This is a genomic window from Nonomuraea sp. NPDC050680, from assembly GCF_040654555.1.
Taxonomy (GTDB): domain Bacteria; phylum Actinomycetota; class Actinomycetes; order Streptosporangiales; family Streptosporangiaceae; genus Nonomuraea.
In genome coordinates this window covers 1,420,916-1,437,217 of the sequence record NZ_JBFAIF010000001.1, presented here as the reverse complement: position 1 = coordinate 1,437,217, position 16,302 = coordinate 1,420,916, and the positions used below count along the sequence as shown (strand labels likewise).

The following is a 16,302-nucleotide window of genomic DNA, read 5'->3' as shown; positions in this document are numbered from 1 at the left end:
TCAGCCACGCCCCCAGCCCGGCTGATAACGCCCTGACCAGCCCGCCTTCCCCAAGGCAAAGGACAAAAGGGGCATCAACTCGCGCAATGCCCTCTCAGAGCAAAGGCGGGCGCCAAAGCAAAGGCGCCCGCCCAGGCGAAGGGCGCTCGCCCCCCTCCCGGCGAGCGCCCCTTGTCTGGGCGGGCGCCTCCGGCGCGGGCTCAGCAGGTCATCGGCTCAGCATGTAAGACGGCTCAGCATGTAAGACGGCTCAGCGCGTACAGGGCGCAGCACGTCGGTGGATCGACACGTCGGTGGATCGACACGTCAGTGGCTCGACACGTCGGTGGATCGACACGTCAGTGGCTCGGCACGTCAGTGGCTCGGCACGTCAGTGGCTCGGCACGTCAGTGGCTCGGCACGTCACAGGGACTGCCGGTACGTGAGCCACGTCCTCCCCGCGTCCGCCGTCCTGGCCCGGAACTCGCGCCTCTCCTCTGGCCCGTACCGGGCCTTGTAGGTGCGGAATCGCGTCCACAGGGCGGCCAGCCCGATCACCGCGTCGGGCGGCGCGGACGACCACGACGGTACGCGGGACAGCAGTTCGTCCACCTCCGCTGGGGTGTGCCCGGCTTCGACGAGGTGGGGGGCGAGCATGGCCGCGTCGATCCAGGCCGCGCCCCGAGCGGAGAACGACCAGTCGATCGCGTACACGCGCCCCTGCGAAATGAGCATGTTGTTCGAGCAGAGGTCGTAGTGGAGCAGCGTGTTGCCGCGGAGGTCGCGTGGTTCGAAGCGTTCGATCGCGGTGTCGTACAGGTCGCGGTCCGCCGGGACGCCCTTGTCGCGCAGGTGGGAGTGCTTGGCCAGGAGCGGCAGGATGTTGTCGATGACCGGCGCCGCTCCCCTGGGACAGGGCGTGAGCAGGGCGCCGAGCAGGGAGACCGTGTCCAGGACGGCGGGCAGGTCGGGGGAGCCGGGTGTCAGGTCGACGTGGCGGCTGTTGTCGTTGATGTACTCGAACACGGTCACCAGCCACCCGTCCTGCTGCCCTCGCCACAGCAGGTGGGGTGCGGGAGTCTCCTCAGGCAGCACGTTCGCCGTCCAGGACTCCGTACGGTGCGCCTTGGCAGCGGGTCCGGAGGCCTCGACGGCCTTGATGAACACGCTGTGGTTCTCGGTCTGGAGCCGGGCCGAGAGTCCGGGCATAGTGCCTTCGCCGGCGGGCTCCGCCTTGATGACTGGGCCGCCGCACTCGAGTTCTACCGTTTCGCGCACGCTTGCCGGGAGGTCTTCCCATTGCTGCCGGGTCATCGTAATCCTCCATTTCCGGAGTCGTCGGCGCAGCCCGAATCCCACTGACCGCGTCTGCCGTCTGAGATCCGCAGTTCGGCGTCGAGCGGGAGAGCGTCGAGCGGGAGAGCGTCGAGCGGGGGAGCGGGGGTGCGCGGGGTTTGTGCGCTGGCGCCGACCGGCTCGGCCACGGGGCGGAGCGCCTCCCCGGCCAGGTCGTCGGTGCCGTGGGCGCGTGCGAATCGCTCGACCGACTGATCGAGCAGGCCCTGATTGATGAGGTCGCACGGGTGGGTCAGGGCCGACGGGTCCAGCAGGGGGATCATTGCCGTGCTCCAGCTGTGGGCGGACGCGCGGAAGTGTCCGCGGATAAGTGCGGATGGGCGTGCGGTGGTGTCCGCGGGTAATACGGATGGGTGTGCGGTGGTGTCCGCGGGTAATACGGATGGGTGTGCGGTGGTGTCCGCGAATAGGGCGGATGGGTGTGCGGTGGTGTCCGCGAGTAGTGCGATCGGACGTGCGGAGATGTTCACAGGTAACGCGGGCCGGTGTGCGGAGGTGCCCGCAGGTAAGGCGGTGGGGGACACAGCGACTTCCTCACGGAGGTGGTGCTTGCTTGCGGCGGCCGGGGTTTTGGAAGTCCGTGAGCCTTCCGGCCGCCGCGAAGTGGTCCGACTCGAAGGTACGAATCAGCGTTGTGGCCGCTCAAGTAAGTTTCGAAAAGTTTCTTAAAGATCTGGGCGAGCCGCGTCGATACACGACAGCGCGAGTGGCCCGTAAACGGCCACTTCAGCCAGTGCGGTAAACGCTTTCTCGTAGACGGCGACATCGTCCGGTTTCTTGATCCGGAACTGCGCGGCCACACCGTCCACCCGGACCTCGGTGGCGTCGTACAGCCAGAAGTTCTCCGGCGGCATGACGGGTGGTTTGCGGCTGTACGGCAGGATGCCGAGGCTGACGTAGGGATTGTCCCGGGTATAGGTGGCCAGCCTGTCGAGCTGGGCGTTCATTCCTGTGGGGTTCACCATGGGGGTGCGCAGCGTCTGCTCGCCGAGGACGAACACGAAGCGCCGTACGCCGCCGAGCGACTGCTGCTGCGCCATGCGCGCCGCCACGGCTCGGTCCAGGTCATCGGTTATGCCGCGGAAGGCGATGATCGTGGACAGATGGGCGCGGGCATACGCCTCGGTCTGCAGCAGGCCGGGGACCGTGGAGTGCTGCCACACGCGTAATCGGGTCGTGCGCTCGTACAGCGGGATGAACGTCTCCTGGACCTGGCCCAGTCCGTTCCGCTCCAGGCGGCGCCATTCGGTGTAGAGCGTGTCGATATGGCGGGCGGCGGCGAGCAGGTCGGGTATTTCGTGTTCGGCTCCGCAGGCGGTGGCCCAGGCGCGAATGTCGTCGTCGCTCGGGACCTGCTGGCCGTTCTCGATTTTGGAGATGCGGGACTTGCGCCCGCGCCACCCCATGGCCTCGGCCAGGCGTTCGCCGGTCATTCGCCGGCCGCCATCGGTGTGGGTGGTGCGCAAATCCTTGAGCCTGACGGCGAGCGACATTCGCGCTTCCATTATTGTGCTGTGACTTGTCATGGGCCACCTCGGCTCGGGCGATGAAGTTGATTCGAAGCTACGCCCGAGTTCGGCCTCACGTCTGTAGGGTTTCTTGAAAATCATGGAGAAACCATTGAGTACGGTTAATCCGGATGTGACCGTTGCTTGCTTCAGATGCTCCGCTGTCACTACGGGCGACCGGACGGCCCGGTGAGCGGTAGACGGCGTGATCGTCGGCGTAGGCTGGGGGGTGCGCGCTCAGGGCGCCACCGGTCCGCGGACAGGGCTAAGCCCACCTGATGCTCTTCGAACGACCCGGCCCGACCTCTTTTCCGGCCTGATCATGCGGACGCCAGGCCAGACGGAAAGGAGGCCCTCGTGCCCATCCATCGCCTGCCCGACAATCCCAGCCTTGAACGGCTCCGCAAGCAGGGCAAGACGCTCCTTCAGCGGGTGAAGGCGGGAGTTCCCGAGGCGCTCGGGCTCGTCGCCGAGTTCCATCCCCGGCCGCCCGAGACGCTCAGGCTGGCCGACGCGCAGCTCGTCACCGCCCGCATGTACGGCTTCGCGAGCTGGCCAAGGCTGAAAGAACACCTCGGCACCGTCGAGCGCTACTCCCGCTCACCGCACCGGGTCCCACCGAGCCAGGAGTTGCCGGCGGAGTTCCTGCGGCTCGCCTGCCTCACCTACGGCACGGACCACCCGGGCCGGACCGCGGACGCCGACCTGCTGCTGGCCCGGCATCCGCGGTTGCCCACCGCGAACGTCTTCACCATGGCGGTCACCGGCTCGGCCGATGCGCTGGCCGACGTGCTGGCCGAAGATCCGCGGCTCGCCCGGACGCAGGGCGGCCCCTTCGGGTGGGAGCCGCTGCTGTACCTGGTCTACGCGCGGCTCAACGCTCCCGGCCGGTACGTGGCAGCGGCCGGGCTCCTCCTCGACCATGGCGCCGATCCGAACGCCGGATTCCTGTGGGACGGGCTGACCTCGCCGTTCACCGTGCTCACGGGCGCATTCGGTGGAGGAGAGGGCCACGAGCCACCGCATCCACAGGGCTTGGCGCTGGCCAGACTGCTGCTGGAGGCCGGGGCGGACCCCAACGACAGCCAGACGCTCTACAACCTCGGGCTCGGCGGTGCCTGCTCCGACGACACCGCCCACCTTCAGCTGCTGCTGGAGTTCGGCTTGGGCCGGGGCGAGGGCGGCCCGTGGCATGCCCGGCTGGGGCCGACGCTGCAGTCCCCGCAGCAGATGCTGCGCGACGAACTGGCCACCGCCGCGCTGCGGGGCGGCCCGCGGCGAGCCCGGCTGCTCCTGGCACACGGCGCGGAGGTGAACGGCGTGGGCGGGCATCCGGCGTACGGCGGACGCACGCCCTACGAGCTCGCCCTGCTGAACGGGCACACCGAGGTCGCGGAACTGCTCGCCGCGGCAGGCGCTTCGGCGGTGCTGGACGAGATGGAGGCGTTCACCGCCGCCTGCATGCGCGCCGACGCCGACGCGGTGGCCGGATTCGGCCCGGAACCGCTCGCGCGGGCGCTCGCCCGATTCCCCGGGCTGATCGTCAGCGCGGCCGAGCAGCGCAAGCCCGCGGCGGTACGGCTGCTCGCCGGTCTCGGCTTCGACGTGAACCACCTGCGTCGATCCACCCCGCTGCACGCGGCGGCCTGGAACGACGACGTCGAGACGGCCGAGACACTGATCGAGCTCGGCGCCGACCCGGCGATCAAGGACATCGCCTACGACGCGACCCCGCTGGGCTGGGCCGAGCATGGCGGCAACCACCGCGTGGCGGCCTACCTGCGAAGTCTGGGGCGAGGGTCCAGTACGACGTGATCGGAAGCGTCGTCGTCGAGTACCGGCTTGTCGGTGTCGCATGGCATGCTGCACGACATGGCGGCAACAGACCCAGCACTCGTGACCTTGGTCGTCGGCGACGAGGAGCTGCTGGCCGAGCGGGCGGTCAGTGGAGTGATCGCCACGGCGCGGGCGGCCGAGGGCGGTGCGGAGGTGCACGATCTGATCGGCGGGAAGGTGGCGCTGGGGGAGCTGACCCAGCTGACCTCGCCGTCGCTCTTCGGCGATCGTTCCGTGGTGGTGATCCGGTCCGCGCAGGATCTCGTCAAGGACGTCATCGCCGAGGTCGTGAAGTACGCGGCGCATCCCTCTGACGACACCGTGCTCATCCTGGTCCATCCGGGCGGGGTGAAGGGCAAGGCGCTGGTCGACGGGGTCAAGAAGGCGGGGGCGCAAGTCGTCACCGTCACCAAGGTCACCAAGGCCGGGGAGCGGCTCGACTTCGTCAAGGGCGAGATCAAGCGGGCGGGGCGCGGCATTTCGAGCGACGCCGCGCAGGCACTGCTCGAGGCGGTGGGCAACGATCTGCGGGAGCTGGCCGCGGCCTGCAACCAGCTGGTGTTCGACACGGAAGACAAGACGATCAACGCGGCGGCCGTGGCCCGCTATCACAAGGGGCGGGCGGAGGTCACCGGGTTCAACGTGGCCGACTCGGCGCTCGAAGGGCGGCTGGCCGAGGCGCTGGAGCAGCTGCGCTGGGCGCTCGGCACCGGGGTGGCCCCCGTGCTGCTGGTGAGCGCGCTGGCGGGTGGGCTGAGGGGCCTGGCCAAGGTCGGCGGAGCGCCGCGCAACCTCAGGGGCGGGCAGCTGGCGAGCCACCTGGGCATGCCGCCGTGGAAGATCGACCGCGTCAAGCGGCAGCTGAACGGCTGGGGTCCGGAGGGCCTGTCCCGCGCCATCCAGGCGGTGGCCGACGCGGACGAGCAGGTCAAGGGCGGCGGCGCCGACCCGGCGTACGCGCTCGAACATACGGTGCAGGTGATCGTCGCCAACCGTACGGGCCGGTAGCCGACACCCCGGAACCGGACGGGCCGGTAGCCGACACCGACCCCGGTATCCGTACGAGCCGGTAGCCGACGCCCCGGAATCGTACGGGCCGGTAGCTGACAACCCGCCCCAATAACCGATGGGCCAGCAGTCGGCGCCCCGGTAAGGTCGCGAAGCGTCGGAGGGCGATGGGCGCCTCCTGTCGGTTGGTGGAGGATATGTGAGCTGGTCGCCGTTTCGTATTGAGGTGCCGGACGACGTGCTGGACGACCTGCGGAGCCGGCTGCGTAACACGCGGTTCGGCGACCCCACGCGGCCCGGGGACCCAGGAGGGGAGCGGACGTGGCACGGCGGCGCGGATCCCGGCTACCTACGTGAACTGGTCGGCTACTGGGCCGAGGGCTTCGACTTCCGGGCACGTGAGGCCGAGCTGAACTCCCTGCCGCACGGCATGGCGCACATCGACGGCACGCGCACGCACTTCCTGAAGATCCCCGGCAACGGGCCCGCGCCCATGCCGTTGCTGCTGAGCCACGGGTGGCCGAGCAGCTTCGTGGAGATGCTGCCGCTGGCGGCCAGGCTGGCCGATCCGGGACGGTTCGGGGGCGATCCGGATGACGCGTTCGACGTGGTGATCCCGTCCATGCCCGGTTTCCTCTATTCCGAGCTGCCCGCTGAGCCGCTGACCAGGGCGGCGATGGCGCGGACGTTGCACGCGCTGATGACCGAGGTGCTGGGCTACGAGCGTTACGGCGCGTTCGGCGGTGACATCGGCGGCGCGGCGACCGGGTGGCTGGGGGCGCTCTATCCGGAGCAGGTGATCGGGATTCACCTGATCCATCCGCCGTTCCCGGCGTCGCTGGAGGTTCCGCCGCTGTCGGCGGAGGAGCAGGCGTTCCTCGACGCGGAAGCCGTCTATGACGAGGGTGACGCCGGCTACAGCGCCATCATGGGCACGCGGCCTGACACCATCGCCGCCGCGCTGCTGGACTCGCCGGTCGGGCTGGCCGCCTGGATCGTGGACAAGTACCGGGACTGGAGCGACTGTCACGGCGAGGTGGAGACGCGCTTCGACCGGGACACCCTGCTGACGATCCTCACCCTCTACTGGGCGACGGGCTCGATCGGCACCTCGTTCAGGCAATACTTCGACTTCGAGCACAACTCCGCGCGGCCGCCCATCACCGTGCCCGCGGCGGTCACGCTGAGCCACGAGCCGGTGATGGCCGGCTTTCCGCGGACGATCGCCGAGCGGGCCCTCACGGACATCCGGCACTGGAGCGAGCCCGGCAGAGGCGGCCACTTCCTGCCCCTGGAGGAGCCGGCCCTTCTCCAGGACGAGCTGACGAGCTTCTTCCGCGAACTCCGCCGCACCTGACCGGCTGCAGTTCCGCGAACTCCGCCGCACCTGACCGGCTGCGGTTCCGCGAAACCCCGGCGCACCTGACCAGGGTCAGCGGGTGGATTCCACGTTCACCAGGAGGCGTTTGAGCAGGCCGTCCAGGGTCGCCTGCTCCGCCGGATCCAGCGCGTAGACCATCGCGGCCTCCACCTCCCCCCGGATCCGCATGGCCTCCGTCCACAGCTCGTGCCCCCGGTCCGTCAGCTCCACGTCGACCCGGCGGCGGTCGTCCGTGCTGCGCAGGCGGCGCACCAGGCCTGACTTCTCCAGCGTGTCGAGGCGGCCGGTCATCCCGGCGGGCGACAGCATCAGCTCCGCGGCCAGTTCCGAAGGCGTCGCGGAGCCCGAGCTGGCCACCAGCCGATGCAGCGTCTCGAACTCGAAGTCCTGCATCCCCACCTCCGCCAGCGCCGCCTCCTTCGTCTGCCGCAGGTGCTTGACGAGGAACTGCATCCGCGTCACGACCCCCTCCACCCGCTCGTCGTACGGCGCCTTGCCCCGCCACCGCGCCAGATGCCGATCAACAGAGTCTCCGGAGCCGGAGCCGGAGCCGGAGTCCGCCGAGTCGCCCGCGTTCATCGAGTCCACCCACCAATCCTAAGCCAGCAAGTATTTAGTTGACGAAACATTAGCCAGCGAATTAATCTCCCCTCCCATGAGACTTCTGCTCGGGCGAGCCATCTCCGCCTTGGCCACCGCCTTGATCCCCACCACCCTCACCCTTGCCGTCCTGCGCACCACAGGCTCGGCCGAGGCCCTCGGCGTCGTACTGGCCTGCGAGTTGATCCCCCTCCTCTTGCTCCTCCCGGTCGGCGGGGTGCTGGCCGACCGGTTCCGGCCCGAGCGGGTGGCGCTGGTGGCCGACCTGGTCCGCGGCCTCTCCCAGGTCGCCATCGGGATCGAGCTGCTGATGGGCGTCGGCCGCGTGCTCGACCTGGCCATCTTGTCCGCGGTGGCGGGGGTGGCGATCGCGTTCGGCATGCCGGCCGTACCGAGGCTGGTCGCGGCCGTGGTGCCGGGCCCGGAGCGGCTACGCGTGAACGCCCGCATCGGCGTGGCCACCAGCACGTCCAGCGTGCTCGCGCCCGCCCTGTCGGGTGGCGTGGTGCTGGTGGCGGGCCCGGGGTGGGCGGCGCTGCTCACCGCCGCGCTGTTCGCCTGCTCGGCGCTCACCCTCGGCGGAGTTCGTACGGCCAAGCAGCCCGAGAGAGCCCGGAACACCTTCGCCAAGGACCTGGCCGAGGGGTGGCGCGAGGTCAAGACGCGGCCGTGGTTCCTCAAGTCGGTGCTCGGCCACGGCGTATGGCACTTCATGGCCGGGTTGTTCCTCACCCTCGGCCCGCTGACCGCGGTCAAGCACCTCGGCGGCGAGGCCAGCTGGGTGCTCATCGTGCAGTGCGGCACGGTCGGCCTGGTCGCGGGGGTGTTCCTGGTGCCGAGGCTGCCCGTCCGCCGGCCGCTGGTCGTCGTCCAGGTGGCCGCCGCGCTGTACCTGCTGCCGTTGGTGGCGCTGGCGGTGTCGGCGAACGTGGTGCTGATCGCGGCGGCGTACTTCGTGGCGATGTTCGGGCTCGGGCTGCTCAGCCCGTTGTGGGAGACCGTCGTCGCCGAGGAGATCCCCGAGGGCGCGCTGGGCCGGGTGCGGGCCTTCGATCAGCTCATCTCGTTCGCGTCGCGGCCGTTCGGGCTGGCCGTGGCGGCGCCGCTCGCGGGCCTCGTGGGCATGACCGGGCTGCTGCTGACGGGAGCGGTCGCCGTGGCCGTGGCGAACCTGGCCGCGATCTCGTCCGTCAAGCCTCCAGCGACCGGCTCCCCAGGGGCGCGGCCCCCCGCAGGGCTCAGTCGCTGATCTCCAGGGGCGCGGCCTCCCGCAGGACTCCGTCGCTGATCTCCAGCACCCGGTCGGCCAGCGTGATGAGGCTCGGGTCGTGGGTGGCGACGAGCGCGGTGACGCCCTCACTGCGGACCAGGGCGCGCAGCAGCTCCATGATCTGCCGCCCGGTCTGCGAGTCGAGTTGTCCGGTGGGCTCGTCGGCGACCAGCAGCCGGGGCCGGTTGGCCAGCGACCTGGCGATCGCCACCCGCTGCCGCTGGCCGCCCGACAGCTCGTACGGCCGCTGGTTGACGTGCTGCTCCAGCCCGACGAGGGAGAGCAGCACGCGCACGCGGGCGTCCCGCTCCGCGACCGGGGTGCGGGCCAGCCGCATCGGCACGCCGACGTTCTCGGCCGCCGACAGCACCGGGATCAGCCCGAACGACTGGAACACGAACCCCACCACGTCGCGGCGCAGCGCCAGCAGGTCGTCCTCGGACATGGAGGTCACCTCGGCCCCCGCCACGACGACGCGCCCGGCGTCGGGCCGGTCGAGTCCGCCGATCTGGTTCAGCAGGGTCGTCTTGCCGGACCCCGACCGGCCGCGGATGGCGATCAGCTCGCCGGGGTACGCCGAGAACGACACCTCCCGCAGCGCCACGACCTCCTTCGGCCCGGTGCGATAAACCTTGCGCACCCCTTCGACGACGACCAGGGGCTCACTGCTCATTGGAGGGCTCCTCTCGGGCCGGCCACACGCCGATGTGGTCCGATTCGAGCTCGAGGCGCACCCGGCGCTCCATGTCCAGGGCGTTCATGAAGTCGCGGGGCAGCTGCAGCCGTCCCACGCGGTCGAGCACGGCGTACTCCTCGGCGACGCCCTCGCGGCGGAGCGTCTCGCTGCTGGTACGCCCGTCGCGGATGCCGATCGTACGATCGACGCGCTCCGACACCAGCGGGTCGTGGGTCACGATGACCACGGTCACGCCCAGTTCGCCGTTGGCCTTGCGCAGCGCCCCGAACACCTCCTCCGAGGTCTCGCTGTCCAGCTCACCGGTGGGTTCGTCGGCCAGGACGAGCTGCGGGGTGTTGGCCAGGGCGACGGCGATGGCGACCCGCTGCTGCTCGCCGCCGGACATCTCGGGCACTTTGCGGTTCGCGCAGGAGGCGACGCCCATCAGGTCCAGCAGTTCGGCGGCGCGGCTCCGGCGTGCCCTCCCCGCCAGCTTCATCGGCAGCTCGACATTTTCGTGCGCGGTGAGGTACGGGAGCAGGTTGCGCGCCGTCTGCTGCCAGACGAACCCGACGATGTCGCGCCGGTACCGCAGCCGGTCCTTCGCGGTCATCGACAGCAGGTCCGTGCCCGCCACCCTGGCCACGCCCGCCGTGGGCACGTCCAGGCCGGACAGCACGTTCAGGAGCGTCGACTTGCCCGACCCGGAGGCGCCGACGACGGCGACCAGTTCGCCCTCCTGGATGAGCAGGTCAAGGCCCTGCAGAGCGACCACCTCGACGCCCTCGGTCTTGTAGATGCGCACCAGGTTGTCGCACACGATGTGCGCGTCCCCGCCGAACGCGGCCTTCTTCTCGGCGGCCTTGGCTTCCAGCTCGGACAACGTTGGACTCATGCGAGGTCACCCACTCGGAGTACGGCGCCGAGGCTGCGGCGGCGGCTGATGGCGGTGTGCGCGTAGGTGCCGAGCACGGCCACGGCGGCCAGCCCGGCCGCCAGGACGACCGGCATGACCGGATCGGCGGAGTAGTCGCCGACCGGCAGGTCGCCGGTGTAGGCGGACAGGTCGATGCCGGGCCCGAGCGCCGCGGGCAGGCCGAGGCCGAGCGCGAGCCCGGCGAGCGAGGTGATGAGGATCAGCGGGAGGATCTCCAGCACGGTCAGACTCCGCGCCTGCCGGTCCGACAGCCCCAGCGTGCGCAGGAACGACAGCGCCCTGGCCCGGTCGGCCGCGCCGATCACCAGCGTCACCAGCACGGCGATGAGCGCGTAGACCGCCAGGGCGACGGCGGTGATGAGCAGGATGTTCTGGACGGTGCCGGTCATCGGGTCGTCCTCGATCGCGGCGCGGGCCTGTTCCTGCGAGATCAGCTCGGCCTTGGGCTGTCCGGTGGCCGCCAGCAGCGCCGCGTGATCCGCCTCGCCCTTGATCAGCAGGGTGTTGACGCCGGGCCGCTTGTTCGTCGCGAAGGGCAGCACGATGAACTTGCCGCGCGGGTAGAAGCCGGGCAGTGAGGCGATCTCGCCGGCCGTGGTGACCTTCATCCGCTCGTACCAGGCGATCTCGAACGTGCCGCGTCCGCGCAGCTCCTGGGAGACCAGCACCGGGATCCCTGAGACTCCCGAGGCGGTGAGGGGCACGCTGATCGGCGCGCCGTCCAGCAGCCGCCGCCATTGGGCCACGTCGACGGCGATGACCTCGGCCCGCTCGCCGCCGTAGCCGATCTGCGCGGTGGCGGTCTGCGCGGGCACGAGCAGGCGTACGCCGGGCACCTTCCGCACCCGCTCGATGGCGTCTGGCGGCAGCTCCACGGGCGAGGTCAGCTTGATCGGCGCGCCGACACTCTGCCAGGACGCCAGGCGCTGCGTGGTGGACAGCTCACCGGAGATCACCGACCCGAACACCGACACGGCCAGCGCGGGCAGCAGGATCAGCACCGGCAGCACGCTGGCTGATCTGGCCCGGGCCGCCCTGGTCAGGCCCAGGAAGGGCACGGCGAGGCGGCCGCGTGCGGCCAGGCGTACGAGCAGCTTGAGGGGGAGGGGATAGCAGCGGATGGTGATCAGTGCGGCGGCGACCGTCAGCGCTACTGGCACGAGCAGCAGGAACGGGTCCTGGCCGCCGGTGGTCAGACCGCGGGTGCGCAGCAGGTACGCGCCGGCCAGCGCCAGGCCGACGACCAGCACCTCCAGGGTGATCCGCCGGGCCGACGGGCGGGCGGCGGCCACGTCGTCGCGGCGCTCGTGCAGAGGCGTGCGGTGCGTCACGGCCAGCCGCGCGGCCGCGTAGCCGACGGCGGTGAGAGGCACGAGGACGGGCCCCACATGGGCGATCCACGGCACCGGCCCCGGCACGAGAAAGGCCAGCCCCCACCCGGCCAGCGCGGCGGGCACCACCGCGATCGCCACGAGCGCCGCACCGGCACCCGCCACCTGCCGCAGCGATCCGCCGCGCGCCCGCGCCAGCGCGAGCGGGTGATCGATCCGCTCGGCCAGCAGTTGTACGGCCAGCACGAGCACCCCCAGGGCCACGACCAGCAGGCCGCCGAGCACCAGGAACATCACGGTCTGCGCGGTGCCCAGTGCGGTCCCGAACCTGTCCAGCAGCCCCGGCAGCTCCGTCTCCAGCCGGTACTGGCTGTCGGCGCCCGCCGGTTGCAGGGTGACCACGTGCCCGTAGTCCTCGATGGCGGCACGCAGCTCGGGCAGGTCGAGAGAGGCGGCCGCGGTGGGATCGACCGGCAGGACCCAGCTGTAGATCAGGTTGCGGTCGGCGCCGCTCAGGGCGGCCAGGCCGGCGGCCGGGATCAGCGCGGTCGTGCGCCTCTCCAGCTCCAGCTTGCCGGGCGGCTGGACCTGCGTGACGTGCAGGACGTCGGTGTCGTGGCTCCAGTAGCGGGCGCCGGGGTCCTTCGCCCTGAACACGCCCACGATCTTGACGGCGGCGTAGTCGCTCTCACCGAGGATCCGCACGTCGCCGATCTTCAGCGGCATCGTGGTGCGGGCCTCCTCCACGATGCCGACCTCGAACAGCGGGATCTCCGTCCCGCTCCAGCGCAGGGTCCCCGGCTTGCCCGGCGCCCGGCCGTCGACCCACTCGATCCGCCGCTCGCTGTCCGACAGCCAGGCGAGGTTGATGTAGGTTTGCCCGCCCGACAGGTGGACCGGCGTGTCGTACGTCTTCGCGCTCATCTGGCCGGGGGCCGAGACGAGCGGCCGCAGCTGTGGTGGCACGAGCGAGCGGAGCCGGGCGTCCCTGGAGGCGAACTGGCCGGGCTCGTGCAGGTCGTTCTCCGATCCGCGCGACCTCGTCTGTACGGTCAGGTCGGCCTGCTGCGCGGACGCGTCCTGGAGGGCCCGGTGGAGCGCTTCGTCGTAGGAGCCCTGCAACACTCGCGGCAGCCCCGCCACGAGCAGGCAGGCGCTCAACGTCAGCAGGGACAGCATGGCCATCGCGCCCAGATACACCTGGGCCAGGCGCGGGATCCTCACAGGTCCTCCTGACGCTGGCCGCGCAGGCCGCGGGCCAGTGCGGCGACGATGCCGAGCAGGACCGCGGCCACCAGCGCCAGCATGGCCGCGGTCGCCGCCCACGGGATGTCGAGCAGCACGTCCGGCGTGACGGCCGCGGCCTGCCCGGTGAGCACGATGTGCGGCACGACCAGGACGCCCACGACGACCGCCAGCGCAGTGCCCGCCACCAGCGACAGCCCGATGACGAACGCCTGTTCGACCGCCAGCAGCCCGAACACCTGGCGGTGGCTCACCCCGAGCGCCCGCAGGATCGTGAACTCGGCCATCCGTTCCCGCGCCGCGACGGTGGCGTTCACCACGAAGCCGAGCGCCGCGAACGCCAGCGCCGCCGCGAAGCCCAGGATCAGCGCCCCCTGCAGCCCGCTGGCCAGCGGGTCGTCCCGCAGCCGCTCGGCGAGCTCGCGCTGGTCGACCGCGGTGACGTCCCACTCCGGCCGCTTCTGCAGCGCCGCGAGCGCGGGTCCGGTGTCGCCGTCGTGGGCGGCGAGCCACCATTCGGTGGCCGGTCTGGGGATCTCTCCCGCCGCCAGCCCGTACGCCTGCAAGGTGGCCCAGTCGGCCAGTACGGCGGGCTGGTCCGCGGCGGTCGTCGGCATCCGGTCGACCAGGCCCGCGACCTTGACCTCGACGATCCGCCGATCCAGGTTGACCCGGCCCACCTGGCCCGCCGAGAGCTTGAGCGAGGCGGCCAGGTCGGTGGTGAGCACCACCGGCAGCGGGCCGGACAACTCGCCGAAGGAGACCGCGACCGGCTGTGATCCGGTCGCCTTAAGCGAGATCGTGCGATTCGCGCTCAGACCGGTCACCGTGACCTGCGCGCTGCCGCTCTCGGGCGGATTGGCGACCAGGCCGCGGACCGACAGCGGGTAGGCGATCTTCCCGGTCCGCCCGGCCGCCTCCGTGAGGTCGAGGTCGATCTGGTTGTCGCCCGGATGGAGCAGGCCCAGGGACAGCTCGCGCCAAACGCCGAGCGCGTCCGAGACCATGATCCGCACCGCCACCGCGGCGTCGGTGCGGGCCCCCAAGGTGAGCGTCGTGGGCCGGCCCGGCAGCTCCAGCGGGGCGCCTCGCGGCCGGCCCGAGCCGAGCACCCGCGCCATCTCCGCGACCGATCGCGCCGACAGGTCGGGCCGCAGCTGGAAGATCCGGTCGAGCTTGCCGGCGTCGAGGCCGAGCAGGACCGCGCCCTCGCCGCTGAGCTGGACCGGGCCACGGAAGGCAGGTGAGGCCGTCGTGACGCCCGGCAGCGCGCCGAACGCGGTGCCGCGCCCGAACGTGCCCAGCTCGGGACCGTCAGGCGGCCCGGAGAGCCGCAGGTCGGCCCCGGCCTGATGGCGGGCCTGGTCCTGCTGGGAGCCGCGCCAGGTGGCGGCCGTGGCCATGGACACGATGCCGATCGCGATGGCCATGGTCAGCAGCAGCGCGGGCCCCGCGTACTTGAGGGGTCGCCGGCTGACCTGCCAGACGCCGAGCGCCGGAGCGAGCGTGGGCCGCCTGGTGGTGATCCGCTCGGCCAGCTTCGAGACGCGCGGTACCAGGCGCAGGCCCAGCATGCCGCCGGTGAGCAGCGCCAGGGCCGGGCCCGAGACGATGAGCGGGTCGATGCCGAGGTCGCCGGCGGCGGTCGCGGTGACGGGCGCGCCGTAGCGCCGCAGTTGCCAGATGGCCAGCCCCGCGACCACCAGCAGCGCCAGGTCCGCCCCGGCCCGCTCGATCAGCCCTCGCCCGCTGCTCCGGCCGCGCGTCGACTGCTCCTCCACGTAGGTACGCCGGGCGCCCGCGAGGGCCGGGAGCATGAGGAGTACGGCCGAGGCCAGGGCCACGCCGATCGAGACCGCGAAGGTGCCCAGGTCGGGCGAGGGCGCCAGCCGTACACCGGAGGCCCTGATCCAGGGCAGCGCGTTGACCAGGGCCAGCAGCGGCGGGCCGAGGAAGGGCGCGACGATCGCGCACGGGACGGCCACCAGCAGCGCCTCGCCGCCCGCCAGCGCGGCCAGCCGCAGCGTGCCGGCGCCGCGCGAGCGCAGCAGCGCCACCTCCATGCGGCGGTGGTCGGCGAGCAGGCGGGCGGTGAGCATGAGCGCGTACGCGGCCAGCAGCAGCAACTGCAGGACCGGGATCAGCATGGTGGAGCGGGCGACCAGGGCGGCGGTGCCGAGCTGGGCGAGCATCTCCGGCAGGCGGCTGGTGGCGGTGCAGCTCGGGCAGCCGTTCGCGCGGAGCCGGTCGCGCAGCTCGGTCACCCGGCCGGCGAACGGCCGCAGCTGCTCCGGCGACAGCGTGCGCAGGTCGGGGACGGCGGTCCAGGTGGCGTTGACGTTCGTGGCGAAGCGGCTCAGGAACGTCTCGCGGGAGACCATCAGCGGGCCGTAGGTGGTGAACTCGCCGGTCTCGACACCCCTGGTGAGCAGCTGCTCGCCGGTCCAGCGGTCGCCGAAGGGGTCGTTGAGCTGGAAGATGCCGGTGATGCGGACGCTGACCGCCTTGTGGTCGAGGCGGCCTTCGGTGGTGATCTCCTGACCCGCCTTGACGCCGGTCGCCGTGGCCGCCGACAGGGAGATCGCGGCCTCGACCTTCTTGGCTTCGGTGGCGCTCGGCCAGGTGCCGGAGATCAGCCTGGCGTGGGTGTCGAGGCCGTCATAGCTGCCGAACCTGAGCAGTTCGGGCCTCTTGCGGCTCTCCTGGCCCGGCCGGACGTAGGAGTCGGAGCGGAAGACGGTCGTGATGGCGGCGGGCGCGCCCGCGTAGGCCCTGGCGAGTTCGGCGCGGATCGCCCGGTCCAGCGCCGGGAAGGTCTCGCCGGTGACGGGCGCGGCGATGGTCGCGGCCACCTGGCCCAGTGGCGCGGTCTCCATCGTGCGGCGCACGCCCACCTCGGCGATGGTGGAGGCGTACATGGTCAGCGCGACCAGGGTCGTGGTGGCCAGCAGGATCGACCCGAACGCGGCCAGCAACAGCAGCGGCTCGCTGAACGCCCGTTTGACGACCAACGGCCCCCGCATGTGCCCCCCTTGCCCCGTTTAGTGAACCTTTGGGCATTCAGCTGGGGGAGGGCAAGGTGATCTTCGCAACGGTGACAGACCTGAGACGGCGGTGTGATATCGAAATCGTGACACAAAAAACGCCGCACCCCTTGACGGCGGTGCGGCGCTCT

Annotated in this window: 12 protein-coding genes; 4 read left to right on the top strand and 8 right to left on the bottom strand. The window is 71.2% G+C overall.

Annotated elements, in window-relative coordinates:
- Window positions 1-402: 402 nt before the first annotated feature.
- The 3 genes from AB0H88_RS06570 to AB0H88_RS06560 all read right to left on the bottom strand — a co-directional run bounded on the left by AB0H88_RS06570 (window position 403) and on the right by AB0H88_RS06560 (window position 2,945).
- Window positions 403-1,188, bottom strand: a complete 786-nt coding sequence (locus tag AB0H88_RS06570) for a phosphotransferase (RefSeq protein WP_357641941.1) — start codon at window positions 1,186-1,188, stop codon at window positions 403-405.
- A 101-nt stretch (window positions 1,189-1,289) separates the two neighbouring features.
- Complete coding sequence (locus AB0H88_RS06565) at window positions 1,290-1,598, bottom strand: hypothetical protein (RefSeq protein WP_357641939.1); 309 nt, start codon at window positions 1,596-1,598, stop codon at window positions 1,290-1,292.
- Window positions 1,599-2,000: 402 nt separating this feature from the next.
- Entirely contained in the window at window positions 2,001-2,945 is a 945-nt protein-coding gene (locus tag AB0H88_RS06560; protein ID WP_357641937.1) for a helix-turn-helix transcriptional regulator, read from the bottom strand.
- 255 nt (window positions 2,946-3,200) lie between these two features.
- Between AB0H88_RS06560 and AB0H88_RS06555 the strand changes: the two genes are divergently transcribed.
- The 3 genes from AB0H88_RS06555 (at window position 3,201) to AB0H88_RS06545 (ending at window position 7,044) form a co-directional block, all read left to right on the top strand.
- On the top strand, window positions 3,201-4,658 hold the full coding sequence (locus AB0H88_RS06555) for an ankyrin repeat domain-containing protein (RefSeq protein ID WP_357641935.1): 1,458 nt from the start codon (window positions 3,201-3,203) through the stop codon (window positions 4,656-4,658).
- Window positions 4,659-4,715: 57 nt separating this feature from the next.
- A complete protein-coding gene (gene holA, locus AB0H88_RS06550; protein ID WP_357641933.1) occupies window positions 4,716-5,687 on the top strand; it encodes a DNA polymerase III subunit delta in 972 nt (323 codons plus the stop codon).
- A 199-nt stretch (window positions 5,688-5,886) separates the two neighbouring features.
- Window positions 5,887-7,044, top strand: a complete 1,158-nt coding sequence (locus AB0H88_RS06545) for an epoxide hydrolase family protein (protein WP_357641931.1) — start codon at window positions 5,887-5,889, stop codon at window positions 7,042-7,044.
- 75 nt (window positions 7,045-7,119) lie between these two features.
- On the opposite strand, the gene AB0H88_RS06540 is transcribed toward AB0H88_RS06545, so the two are convergent.
- The gene (locus AB0H88_RS06540; RefSeq protein WP_357642022.1) at window positions 7,120-7,647 is read right to left on the bottom strand and encodes a MarR family transcriptional regulator; all 528 of its coding nucleotides are present in this window, start codon (window positions 7,645-7,647) and stop codon (window positions 7,120-7,122) included.
- A gap of 76 nt (window positions 7,648-7,723) precedes the next feature.
- On the opposite strand from AB0H88_RS06540, the gene AB0H88_RS06535 reads away from it, so the two are divergent.
- On the top strand, window positions 7,724-8,917 hold the full coding sequence (locus tag AB0H88_RS06535) for an MFS transporter (protein ID WP_357641929.1): 1,194 nt from the start codon (window positions 7,724-7,726) through the stop codon (window positions 8,915-8,917).
- On the opposite strand, the gene AB0H88_RS06530 is transcribed toward AB0H88_RS06535, so the two are convergent.
- From AB0H88_RS06530 to AB0H88_RS06515, 4 genes are read right to left on the bottom strand one after another with little or no spacing between them, the layout of a single operon-like run.
- Window positions 8,907-9,611 (bottom strand): ABC transporter ATP-binding protein, encoded by a 705-nt coding sequence (locus AB0H88_RS06530; protein WP_357641927.1) that lies wholly within the window; start codon window positions 9,609-9,611, stop codon window positions 8,907-8,909. The two genes, AB0H88_RS06535 and AB0H88_RS06530, sit on opposite strands and share 11 nt — an antisense overlap.
- Window positions 9,601-10,509, bottom strand: coding sequence for an ABC transporter ATP-binding protein (locus AB0H88_RS06525; RefSeq protein ID WP_357641925.1), 909 nt, complete (start codon window positions 10,507-10,509; stop codon window positions 9,601-9,603). The genes AB0H88_RS06530 and AB0H88_RS06525 overlap by 11 nt, the downstream gene beginning before the upstream one ends.
- Complete coding sequence (locus tag AB0H88_RS06520) at window positions 10,506-13,106, bottom strand: FtsX-like permease family protein (RefSeq protein ID WP_357641923.1); 2,601 nt, start codon at window positions 13,104-13,106, stop codon at window positions 10,506-10,508. The genes AB0H88_RS06525 and AB0H88_RS06520 overlap by 4 nt, the downstream gene beginning before the upstream one ends.
- The gene (locus tag AB0H88_RS06515) at window positions 13,103-16,150 is read right to left on the bottom strand and encodes an FtsX-like permease family protein (protein ID WP_357641921.1); all 3,048 of its coding nucleotides are present in this window, start codon (window positions 16,148-16,150) and stop codon (window positions 13,103-13,105) included. The genes AB0H88_RS06520 and AB0H88_RS06515 overlap by 4 nt, the downstream gene beginning before the upstream one ends.
- Window positions 16,151-16,302: the final 152 nt, after the last annotated feature.

Bases quoted from the DNA above. Each gene is read 5' to 3' on its own strand.
- AB0H88_RS06570 (WP_357641941.1), bottom strand. From the start codon at position 1,188: ATGCCCGGACTCTCGGCCCGGCTCCAGACCGAGAACCACAGCGTGTTC.
- AB0H88_RS06565 (WP_357641939.1), bottom strand. From the start codon at position 1,598: ATGATCCCCCTGCTGGACCCGTCGGCCCTGACCCACCCGTGCGACCTC.
- AB0H88_RS06560 (WP_357641937.1), bottom strand. From the start codon at position 2,945: ATGATTTTCAAGAAACCCTACAGACGTGAGGCCGAACTCGGGCGTAGC.
- holA (WP_357641933.1), top strand. From the start codon at position 4,716: ATGGCGGCAACAGACCCAGCACTCGTGACCTTGGTCGTCGGCGACGAG.
- AB0H88_RS06540 (WP_357642022.1), bottom strand. From the start codon at position 7,647: ATGAACGCGGGCGACTCGGCGGACTCCGGCTCCGGCTCCGGCTCCGGA.
- AB0H88_RS06535 (WP_357641929.1), top strand. From the start codon at position 7,724: ATGAGACTTCTGCTCGGGCGAGCCATCTCCGCCTTGGCCACCGCCTTG.
- AB0H88_RS06530 (WP_357641927.1), bottom strand. From the start codon at position 9,611: ATGAGCAGTGAGCCCCTGGTCGTCGTCGAAGGGGTGCGCAAGGTTTAT.
- AB0H88_RS06525 (WP_357641925.1), bottom strand. From the start codon at position 10,509: ATGAGTCCAACGTTGTCCGAGCTGGAAGCCAAGGCCGCCGAGAAGAAG.
- AB0H88_RS06515 (WP_357641921.1), bottom strand. From the start codon at position 16,150: ATGCGGGGGCCGTTGGTCGTCAAACGGGCGTTCAGCGAGCCGCTGCTG.